Genomic DNA, 10,973 nt, shown 5'->3' on the forward strand with positions numbered 1-10,973 from the left:
GCACAAACATATGATTTTAAATGGCCCGTTTTTGGAAACCGGTAGCCAGTAACTGCGGGCCATATATTTACATACAACTATTTAACATTATGCGACTCATTCGCGTTTATTGCACTCCGATTGTTTTAAAGAGGATTTTTCGGATTGTCTTCCAGGGTATTCTTTGGGTATTACTATCGGCAATTAGCTACCTGAACAGGGTTTAACAGGGAAACATCATGCAAAAATTAATCAATTCGCTGCAAAATTATGCCTGGGGAAGTAAAACGGCGCTGACGGAGCTGTACGGTATCGAAAACCCATCGCAGCAGCCGATGGCGGAGCTGTGGATGGGTGCCCATCCAAAGAGTTCTTCACAGATTATCGTTGATAATGCCCCGCGTTCGCTGCGCGATGTCATCGCCGAGGATAAAACCGGGCTGCTGGGTGAAGCCGTTACCAGGCGTTTTAATGAGCTGCCTTTCCTGTTTAAGGTGCTGTGCGCCGACCAGCCGCTGTCCATTCAGGTTCATCCAAGCAAATCCGCCGCAATTGAAGGCTTTGCCCGCGAAAACGCGGCGGGTATCCTGATCGATGCTGCAAACCGCAACTATAAAGATGACAACCACAAGCCCGAACTGGTTTATGCGCTGACCCCGTTCCAGGCGATCAACGGCTTCCGTCCGCTGAAGGAAATTGCCGCCCTGCTGCTTCCGGTCGCTGCTGCGCACCCGGCAATTGAGAAATTTATCCACGCACCGGACGCCGCTAATCTGTCCGACCTGTTTGCCAGCCTGCTGTCGATGGAAGGTGAAGTTAAGGCGCGGGCGCTGGATATTCTGCGTGAGCAATTAAACGCCAACGCGGGCGAACCGTGGCAAACCATCAGCAGCATCGCGGAAGTGTATCCCGACGATAGTGGATTGTTTTCCCCGCTGCTGTTGAACGTGATTGAACTGCAGCCGGGCCAGGCGATGTTCCTGTTCGCTGAAACGCCGCACGCCTATCTCAACGGCGTAGCGCTGGAGATTATGGCTAACTCCGATAACGTTCTTCGTGCCGGTTTAACGCCGAAATACATCGATATTCCCGAGCTGCTGGCCAACCTGAAGTTTGTCGAAAAACCTGCCGATACGCTGCTGACGGTGCCGGTTCAGCAGGGAAATACGCAGACCTTCCCTATTCCGGTTGAAGATTTTGCTTTCGCCATCCACACCCTTAGCGCAGAACCGCTGAGCGTTGAGCAGCAGAGCGCGGCCATTATTTTCTGCATCGAAGGCGAAGCGGTACTGGACAACGGCAAACAGCAGTTGACGCTGAAGCCGGGCGAGTCAGCGTTTATTGCCGCCAGTGAATCGCCAATTACCCTGAGTGGAAGCGGTCGCGTTGCGCGGGCATTTAACGATCTGGCTAATTGCGGCTGACGTATCCAGCCATAATTGCTAATATTATTGAAGTTATTCCACAAAAACGCCGTAAGGCGTTTTTTATTCGCCATTATGTTGCCTGCAGGGTTTGAAGAGGTTAACCGGCGTTCGTGAATCAAAAAAGGACGACTTACAGATGAAAAAAACCAAGATTGCCGTCGGCGTAGTAGTTGCCCTTGGCGTTATCTGGACCGGGGGTGCCTGGCTTACCGGTAAGCAGCTGGAAAAAAACATGGATCAGCTGGTACAGCAAGCGAACGCGCAGATTCGCGATACGGCACCGGAAAGCCGCCTGCAGCTTAGCTACCAGGATTATCAGCGCGGCCTGTTCAGCAGCACCGTGCGTCTGATCCTTCAGTCCAGTTCACAAACCGAAGACAACTCAATTCTGAAACCCGGCCAGAGCATCGTCATGAAGGAGACCATCGATCACGGTCCCTTCCCGCTTGCCCAGCTGAAAAAATTCAATCTCATACCCAGCATGGCTTCCGTTCACAGCGAGCTGGAAAACACCGATCCGGTGAAGAAGCTGTTTGAAATTGCTAAGGGACAGTCCATCGTTCAGGTTGAAACCCGCGTTGGCTACAGCGGCAGCACGGACTCCGATGTGCGCCTGCTGCCGGCTGATTACAGCAATGTTCAGACCGGTGAACGTTTTGCCTTCAACGGCGGTACGCTGTCGATTTCAGCGGATGACAAAGGTGATGCGGTCAAGTTTGACGGCAATATCGACAGCGTTTCCATTGCCAGTAAAAATGAGCTGGAAATGCCGGTGCTGTTTACCATTAACGGTCTCAAGCTTGATGCGAACAGCCGCCTCAGCCCGGAAGGACTGCGCATCGGGGATCAGGATCTGACGCTGAAAAAACTCAGCGCGACGGTGAGTGATAAAGAAGCGCTGACGCTGGAGAATCTTAACGGCAAGTCGACTTTTGATTCGAAGGATAACCACGTTTCCGGCCAGATCGACTACACGCTTGACAGCCTGAAGCTGCAGGGCCAGGACTTCGGTCACGGGAAGTTGCTGATCAAACTGGCTGACTTCGACGGCAAGGCGATGAAACAGTTCTCCACGCAGTACAATAATCATGTGATGGCGCTAACCGGCGATCCGACCGTCCAGAACAATCCTGAGCTTTATCAGCAGCGCGTCAGCGAGCTGCTGGCGGCGAATCTTCCGCTGCTGCTGAAAGGTAACCCGTCGGTGAGTATTGCCCCACTGAGCTGGAGCAATGACAAAGGCGAGAGCAGCTTCAATCTTGCCGTACAGTTTAAAGATCCGGCTGCAGCTACGGCACCAGCCCAGACCGTGGGCCAGCAGGTGGATAACGTGCTGAAGTCGTTCGACGGCAAGTTGCAGATTTCAATGGATATGGCGACGGAGATGATGACTCACGTGGCGATGACCGAGGGGTATGATAAGGATCAGGCCGCCAAGCTTGCCGATCAGCAGGTTAAGGGTCTGGCTGCGATGGGCCAGATGTTTAAGCTGACTACCCAGAAGGATAATAATATTCTCACCACGCTGCAGTACGCTACCGGCCAGGTAACGATGAACGGTGAGAAGATGCCGCTGGAGCAGTTCCTGTCGCGCTATATGCTGGGCGGCGGAGATGAGATTGCACCGCAGGCGCAGCCGGAAGAGCAGCAACAGGTTGCACCTGAAGTTCAGCCGCAGGTTGTTCCGCAGAACTGACTTAGTCGGTGATTCGGTAGAGATCCAGAACCGCTATCTTTGTGATGGCGGTTTTTTTTATGTCTGGTGGATAGGGTTCAGCCTCTACTGCTGTTCCAGGGCGGTCCCACTTCGATAATTCCATCGTTTTTTGCTTTTTAAAGTAAGAAGTGGGTGTGAAATGGAGGCAGGGGTACAGCCTCTGCTGCTGCTCCAGGGGCGGTCCTCGCGCCGTGCGTGGCACGGTGCCCTCGGTTACGCCATTGCGCCGACGGATCGGCCAGGATTGAACATCCCTGTTCAAACCCGGCCTGACGCCAGCGTCCCTGCTGTCGTCTCCTGGCTCAACGGCTCCACCTCGGCGCTGCGGATGCCCTTACGCAGCAGCAGAGGCTGTCACTTCCCGACAATTTCATCGCTTTTTGATTTTTGATTCTCAGGCAACACCAAACTCTGAGAGCAGGCTGGCCGTGCCCCCGAGCGGGCAATCCGCAGCGCTGAACGCAGAAAGGAAGCCAGGATTCGGCCGCATGGACGCGGCCGAAAGTCACGGTCGGGCCAGGACGGCCCGTCTGTGACGGTCCGACAGGCTGACGTACGAAGTGAGGGAACCGCGAAGCGGCGCGAGGACCGCCCGAACGGGGGCACTGCCAGCCAGCGCTAACTCGCGGCTTTGCAAACAACGCAGCGCCAATGCTCAACTATCGGCATTCCGCCCAATTAACCAGCAACCAATCACCCATTTGCGCAAATAACTGGTACTGTTGCGCAATTAGTTTTTATAATGCTCTGCACTTTTACATCACCTCAAGAGTGCCGACTATGATCGACCGCCAGCTTCCCCTTACCGATATTCATCGCCACCTTGATGGCAACATTCGCGCGCAAACTATCCTCGACTTAGGCCGTGAATTTAACCTCACCCTGCCCGCCAGCACGCTGGAAACCCTGCGCCCGCACGTACAGGTCATCGAAACCGAACCGAATCTGGTCAGCTTCCTGAATAAACTCGACTGGGGCGTGAAGGTACTCGGCTCGCTGGATGCCTGCCGCCGCGTGGCGCAGGAAAACGTTGAAGATGCCGCGCGCGCCGGAATCCACTACGCCGAACTGCGCTTCTCTCCGGGCTATATGGCGATGACCCATAATCTGCCGGTAGCAGGCGTAGTGGAAGCCGTGATCGACGGTGTGAAAGCAGGCTGTGCCGCACACAACATTGACGTCCGCCTGATCGGAATTATGAGCCGCACCTTCGGCGAGCAGGCCTGCCTGCGCGAACTGGATGCCCTGCTGGCACACCGCGACGGCATTACCGCGCTGGATCTGGCCGGTGATGAACTTGGCTTCCCGGGAAATCAGTTCCTCAGCCACTTCAACCGCGCGCGTGATGCCGGTTTGCGCATCACGGTGCACGCGGGGGAAGCCGCCGGTGCTGAAAGCATCTGGCAGGCGATTCGCGAGCTGGGTGCGGAGCGTATCGGCCACGGCGTGAAGGCCATTGAAGATCGGGCACTGATGGATTATCTGGCGGCGAACGGCATCGGTATTGAATCCTGCCTCACCTCCAATATCCAGACCAGCACCGTCGCCTCGCTGGCGAGCCATCCGCTGAAAGCCTTCCTGGAGCACGGCATTCTGGCCACCATCAATACCGACGACCCGGCCGTTCAGGGCATCGAAATTGGGCATGAATATGAGGTTGCCGCGCCGGCAGCCGGTCTGAGCCAGCAGCAGATGCGTACCGCGCAGGATAACGGCCTGAAAATCGCCTTCCTGAGCGAGGCGGAAAAAGCCGCGGTGCGGGCTCGCGTCGCGGGTTAATGTACTCGGTAGGAAAAATAAGAAGAGAACTGCTGCCGCGCTGCGGAAATCGAGCCGACAGGCGGCGGCAGTGGATCGACACTCAATGACCCAAGTGAGTCTCTAACGATGCGGCTCATCTAAGCGATAGTGACTTACGAAGACCCCGCGCATTATTACTGCGGCAGGGTCTTACGTTTACCGTCCAGATGAACTCCGCAGCAGGAACTCACGCTAACCGCCAGGATTAACTCAGCGACAGGATCTTACGTTGACCGCCCAGATTTACTCGGAGACAACATCTTACGTTAACTTCCCAGAATAACCCCGTCACTGGATGTAACCTGGGCCGATCAGATTATCTCAGCGACAGAGTCTGGCGCTTCTCTGCGGATTGCAAACCCAGTTCAATCAGTTCCATCACCTGAATCGCCTCTTCGGCTTTCACCGGGTTCTCACCCACGCCGTTCAGCGCATCACGGATCGCCGCATAGTACGCGGGATAGTTGCCCGGAATGGTCAGCAGAGTCTTCTCGGCCAGCACATCCCCGTTAACCAGCGTCACCACGCCGTCACGCATATCGTATCCCCAGTCTTCCTGCGGCGGGCGGGCACCCGCTTTCAGCGCATCTTCCTGCGGGTCGAGGCCATACTTCACGTAGCTGCCCTGTGTGCCGTGGATCTGATAGCGCGGCGACTCGGCCGCCACCAGCATGCTGCCATGTAGCACGACGCGGCGCTGCGGATAGATCAGCGTAGCGTGGAAGTAGTCGGTGGTTTGCGCACCCGGGCGCAGCTCGGTGGTGTCGACGTTAATCGCTACCGGGGAACCGAACAGCTGCAGGGCCTGATCGATAAGATGCGGCCCCAGATCGTACCAGATGCCGCTGCCCGGGCCTTTCTGCTCGCGCCAGCGCTGTTTCACTTCCAGGCGGAAGCGGTCAAAATGCGACTCAAAATAGCGCACTTCACCCAGGGTGCCGTCGGACAGCAGCGACTTGACGGTCAGGAAGTCACTGTCCCAGCGGCGGTTATGGAACACCGACAGCAGTAAACCTTTGGCTTTAGCCAGCGCGTCCAGCTCGCGCGCCTGTGACAGTGTCACGGTAAACGGTTTATCCACCACCACGTTTTTACCCGCATCCAGCGCGGCTTTCGCCAGCGGGAAGTGGGTATCGTTCGGCGTGGGGATCACAATCAGCTGGATGGTCGGATCGTCAAACAGCGCCTGAGGATCGGCAACTACCTGCACCGAGGGCCAGTCGGCGTGGACTTTTGTGGCATCGCTGCTGGAAACAGCGGCCAGCTCCATTTCTGCCGTACCGGCAATTAACGGCGCATGAAACGTCTTACTGGCGAAACCATAGCCCACCAGCCCTACACGTATTTTATCAGTCATCACTTTCCCTCTTCTGGTTACCCATTGATTTAAGACGATCGGCCCAGAGAGAACAAGGTGAAATCATTCTGATTCTTATTCATTAGCACGCCGTGGTACGTACCATGTTTCCTGAGCGACCAGCGCATCGTGCGCATCCAGGCTGCGGCGGCGGAAATCGCTGGGGCTGACGCCGACCCGTTTGCGGAACACCCGCGAGAAATAGAGCTGATCGTCATAGCCCACTTCCCGGCCAATGCTGGCAATCGGCTCCTGAGTGGTTTGCAGCAGCAGTCTGGCGCGGATCACCCGCTGATCTTCCCGCCAGCGCAGCAGATTAACCCCCATCTGCTCGCGGAACAGGTGTGCCAGCCGCGAAGGCGACAGGCAAACGTGTTTAGCCACTTCCTCAATTTTTACCTCAGCCGCCAGGTTGCTGGTGACATACTGGCAGGCTTCAATCACCCGCGAGTCGCGAACCTGCTGATGGCTGCGCGGATCTTCTTCTACCGCCCGCAGCAGCAGGCGCTCCAGCAGGTTCATCGCCAGCTCTTCGGCGAAGCGCCTCCCGGAGTTGTGGGTGTTTTCAATGCTGGCAAACAGGCGGTCGAACTCCCCGCGCAGCGCCTCGGGTAGGTGCAGCCGTCCCACGCCCTGCACCTCGTCCTGAAACGACAGCCAGTCGCTCCAGTAGGCGCGGGGGCGGAAATAGACCCAGCGGTGATGCCAGGCGTCGCTATCGGGCGAGCGGCCGTAATAGTGCGGGGTTTTCGGCTGGAACAGCAGCAGATCGCCCTCTTCACAGTCAAAGGCCGCATCGCCGTCGAAAATGCGTCCGCGCCCTTTCACCGTCAGGTTGAGGATGTAACCTTTCATGCCGTGCGGCCGGTCGACGAAGAAATCGAGCGGCCCGTCGGCGTTAATCGGCGTCAGCCCGGCCACCAGCCAGGCACCGAACTGATAACCAGGTAACAGCGGGTTAGATTGTGTGACCGGTGCCAGGCGATGATACATAACGCGTCCCCTTATCAGGCTGCTTTATTTTTCTGTTTGTAGCGGTCAAAAATGACTGCTGCTAACAATATCAAACCGCGAACGACGTACTGTGAGAAAGGCGATATATTCAATAAGTTCATGGCGTTTTCCACCGTACCCAGAATCAGAACCCCCGCCACCACATAAGAAATTTTACCGATGCCACCCTTCAGCGATACGCCGCCCAGCACGCAGGCAGAGATCACGATCAGCTCATAGCCGATTGAGGTCATCGGCTGGCCGCTGGTCATGCGCGACGCAAGGATAATCCCCGCCGCCGCCGACACCAGGCCGGAGAGGATAAAGATGATAATCCGCGTACGCACCACCGGCACACCGGCTAAGCGCGCGGCTTCTTCGTTACCGCCGATAGCCAGCGTGTTGCGGCCAAAGGTGGTTTTATTCAGCAGGAAGGCAAACAGCGCAAGAGTGATAATGGTTAACCACACCGGTGCCGGTACGCCCAGCCAACTGGCGTAGCCCAGCGCGAAGAAGCGCTCGTCTTCGATGCCTACCGCTTTACCATCGGAGAAGATATAGGCCAGACCGCGTACGATCTGCATGGTCGCGAGGGTGGTAATCAGCGCGTTGATTTTCAGTTTAGCGATGACGAAACCGTTCACGAAGCCGCAGGCCACGCCGAGCAGCAGACCGGCGCCGACGCCGATCCACAGGCTTTCGCTGAGGTTGATGACTACCGCACAGGTCACTCCGGCACAGGCAATCACCGACGCCACGGAGAGGTCGAAATCACCGGAGGCCAGGCAGAACAGCATGCCGCACGCGACCATTCCGGACATCGAAATCGCCAGCCCCAGCCCTTTCATATTGATAATACTGGCGAAATTAGGCACAAAGACCATACAGGCGAGGAACAGCGCGGCAAACACCACCAGCATGCCGAAGTTATCCCAGATACGTCCGAAGCTCAGGCGCGACGGTGCCGCCGGGGCGGTCGTTGAAGTTGTCGAAGACATAGGTTTCTCCTGCATATCAGGCCACCGCGGTGGCAGGTTTAGCGGTTTTAGGCATCGCCAGACCGAGGGTCAGCGCTTCGGTGGCATCGTCGTGGGCCAGCTCGCCGGCAATCTCTCCTTCGCGCATCACCAGAATGCGATCGGCAAGGCCCATCACCTCCGGCAGATCGCTGGAGGCAAACAGCACGGCAATGCCGCGCTCGGCCAGCGCATAGATCAGCTGATAAATTTCGTTTTTAGCACCCACGTCAATACCGCGTGTCGGCTCGTCGAGCATGATCACTTTCATCTCTTCCGACAGCCAGCGGCCCAGGATCGCCTTCTGCTGGTTGCCGCCGGAAAGATTCATAATCAGCTGGTCCGCCGTCGGGGTTTTGATATTGAGCGAGCGGATATGCAGCCCGGCATTTTTCGACTCCCAGGCTTTATCAATCAGAAAACCTGCCGTCAGGTTATTGCGACGGGCGCTGATGTTGATGTTGTCGCGAACCGAGTGCACCGGAATGATGCCGTCGGCCTTGCGATCTTCCGGGCAGAGCATGATGCCGGCGCGGATCGCCTCAACCGGTTCGCGCAGGTTGAGTTTTTCGCCATCCAGCCACAGCTCGCCGCCGGTCAGCCGGGTGGCACCAAACAGCCCCTTCATCAGTTCGCTGCGTCCGGCTCCCACCAGGCCAAACAGTCCGACGATTTCACCGGCGCGGACGCTGAATGAGACCGGGCTGCGCACGCCTTTCGCCTGCACGTTATCCAGACGCAGACGCACTTCGCCGCACGGACGCGGGCTGTAGCCGTAGATATCGCCGATATCGCGCCCGACCATCGCCTGCACCAGCTGTTCATTGTCGCAGGTGCTCATATCGCTGAAGGTACGCACGTAACGACCGTCCTTGAAAACGGTAATCGCATCGCTGAGGGCAAAGATCTCCTCCATGCGGTGTGAAACGTACAGCACCACGCGGCCATCGGCGCGCAGCTGGCGAATGACGCGGAACAGCTGATCGATTTCACGAGCGGAAAGCGAGCTGGTCGGTTCATCAAACGCAATCACCTGCGCGTTGCGGGTCAGCGCCTTGGCGATTTCGACCATCTGCCACTGACCCAGCGAGAGGTATTTCAGCGGCATATCGGGGTCGATATCCATCCCCAGCACCGCCAACTGTTTTGCCGCCTCCGCACGCAGGCGACGATGATTGACCAACCCGCCGCGCTGCGGCAGCTGGCCCAGAAAAATATTCTCTGCCACGGTCATTTCCGGGATCAGATGCAGTTCCTGATAAATAATCGCCACTCCGGCATTCAGCGCATCGGTGGTGTGCTGAAAGTTGACCGGCTGGCCCTTAAGGCGAATTTCTCCACTGCTGGCGCGATAGCTGCCGCTGAGAATTTTCAACAGCGTTGATTTCCCGGCACCATTTTCCCCCATCAACGCATGGACCTCTCCGGCATGGCAGTCGAAGCTGATGTCCTGCAGTGCCTTCACGCCGGGAAAGGTTTTACCAATGCCGTGAAAGCTGAGATAAGCGGGTTCTCTGGTCATATCACTCCCCTGAAACGGTGTGGGACGGTAACGGCGATATACGTCCCGTAATACAAATAATCAGACCGTGGGCCGACCGTTGCAGCGATCGACCCACATTAAGTGACATTGTCACTAACAACGCATTACATCAGCCCTTTCTTGGCCAACTCGGCCTTGAAGTTGTCGCGGGTGATCAGCACCACGTCGGTCACTTCGGTAAACTTCGCCGGTTCCGCGCCGTTGGTCACCCAGTCATGCAGCATTTTGATACTGCGGTAGCCGTGAACGTCCGGGCTTGGCAGCAGCGAGCCGTAGAAGCCGGTGGCCTGGCCTTTTGACAGTTCGCTGACCGCGTCCACACCGTTGATACCGATGCCGATAACATTAGGCGCCTTGAAGCCCTGGCCTTCAGTTGCGCGCACGCCGCCGAGCACGGTGTTGTCATTCATGCCGACGATCAGCCAGTTTTTCACTTCAGGATGCTGCACCAGCAGCGAGTTACCGGCATCGAACGCACCGGGGATATCGTTAGATTTGGTGGGAACCTGATAAATCTGTTTTTCCGGGAATCCTGCCGCTTTCAGCGCGTCCATTGAACCACCGGTGCGGCGGCGCGCCGTATCAAGCTCGTTAGCGGTAATCGCCATTACTGCGGTGTCTTTCACGTCCCAGCCGCGCTTCTGCATCTCCTTATACAGCTCCTGCCCCTGACGCTCGCCGATTTTGGTCGCGGCCATCATCACCAGCGGCACGGTATCCATCGGTTTGCCTTTGGCGGTCACGAACTGGTCATCCACCGCAATCACTTTCAGGTTGTAGCTGCGTGCCTTCGCCATAATCGCGGAACCCAGTTTCGGGTCCGGGGTGCAGATAACGAAGCCTTTGGCACCGCTGGCTGCCAGACTGTCGATGGCGTTAAGGGTTTTCTCGCCGTCCGGCACGGCAATTTTGATCACCTCAAAGCCCAGCTCCTGGCCTGCTTTGTCAGCGAACTTCCATTCGGTCTGGAACCAGGGTTCTTCCGGCTGCTTCACCAGAAAACCGAGTTTCATTGTCTCTGCGATAGCGGATTGTGACATAACGGCAGCAAGGCTGATTGCGGCCAGTGCTTTAGTAAATTTGTGCATGAGGCTCTCCGGCTCAGTGCCCGCTTTTGACGGGGTTGTGTAAACGGTAACAA

Annotated in this window: 8 protein-coding genes; 3 read left to right on the forward strand and 5 right to left on the reverse strand. The window is 56.9% G+C overall.

Annotation, left to right across the window (positions count from 1 at the left end; all coding sequences use genetic code 11):
- Nucleotides 1-218: 218 nt before the first annotated feature.
- From manA to add, 3 genes are all read left to right on the forward strand, one after another.
- Nucleotides 219-1,403 (forward strand): mannose-6-phosphate isomerase, encoded by a 1,185-nt coding sequence (gene manA, locus OMR58_RS18585; protein WP_264546642.1) that lies wholly within the window; start codon nt 219-221, stop codon nt 1,401-1,403.
- Between the two features lie 139 nt (nt 1,404-1,542).
- Entirely contained in the window at nt 1,543-3,102 is a 1,560-nt protein-coding gene (locus OMR58_RS18590; RefSeq protein WP_264546643.1) for a YdgA family protein, read from the forward strand.
- 801 nt (nt 3,103-3,903) lie between these two features.
- On the forward strand, nt 3,904-4,902 hold the full coding sequence (gene add / locus OMR58_RS18595; RefSeq protein ID WP_200558695.1) for an adenosine deaminase: 999 nt from the start codon (nt 3,904-3,906) through the stop codon (nt 4,900-4,902).
- A gap of 337 nt (nt 4,903-5,239) precedes the next feature.
- On the opposite strand, the gene OMR58_RS18600 is transcribed toward add, so the two are convergent.
- From OMR58_RS18600 to OMR58_RS18620, 5 genes are all read right to left on the reverse strand, one after another.
- The gene (locus tag OMR58_RS18600; RefSeq protein ID WP_264546644.1) at nt 5,240-6,280 is read right to left on the reverse strand and encodes an oxidoreductase; all 1,041 of its coding nucleotides are present in this window, start codon (nt 6,278-6,280) and stop codon (nt 5,240-5,242) included.
- 75 nt (nt 6,281-6,355) lie between these two features.
- Nucleotides 6,356-7,273 (reverse strand): arabinose operon transcriptional regulator AraC, encoded by a 918-nt coding sequence (gene araC / locus OMR58_RS18605; RefSeq protein WP_105595511.1) that lies wholly within the window; start codon nt 7,271-7,273, stop codon nt 6,356-6,358.
- Nucleotides 7,274-7,287: 14 nt separating this feature from the next.
- Complete coding sequence (gene araH, locus OMR58_RS18610; protein ID WP_200544747.1) at nt 7,288-8,271, reverse strand: L-arabinose ABC transporter permease AraH; 984 nt, start codon at nt 8,269-8,271, stop codon at nt 7,288-7,290.
- A gap of 16 nt (nt 8,272-8,287) precedes the next feature.
- Entirely contained in the window at nt 8,288-9,811 is a 1,524-nt protein-coding gene (gene araG / locus OMR58_RS18615) for an L-arabinose ABC transporter ATP-binding protein AraG (protein ID WP_200544746.1), read from the reverse strand.
- Nucleotides 9,812-9,936: 125 nt separating this feature from the next.
- Nucleotides 9,937-10,920, reverse strand: coding sequence for an arabinose ABC transporter substrate-binding protein (locus OMR58_RS18620; RefSeq protein WP_105595514.1), 984 nt, complete (start codon nt 10,918-10,920; stop codon nt 9,937-9,939).
- Between the last annotated feature and the right edge of the window lie 53 nt (nt 10,921-10,973).

Source organism: Erwinia sp. INIA01 (assembly GCF_025947915.1).
Classification (GTDB): domain Bacteria; phylum Pseudomonadota; class Gammaproteobacteria; order Enterobacterales; family Enterobacteriaceae; genus Erwinia; species Erwinia coffeiphila.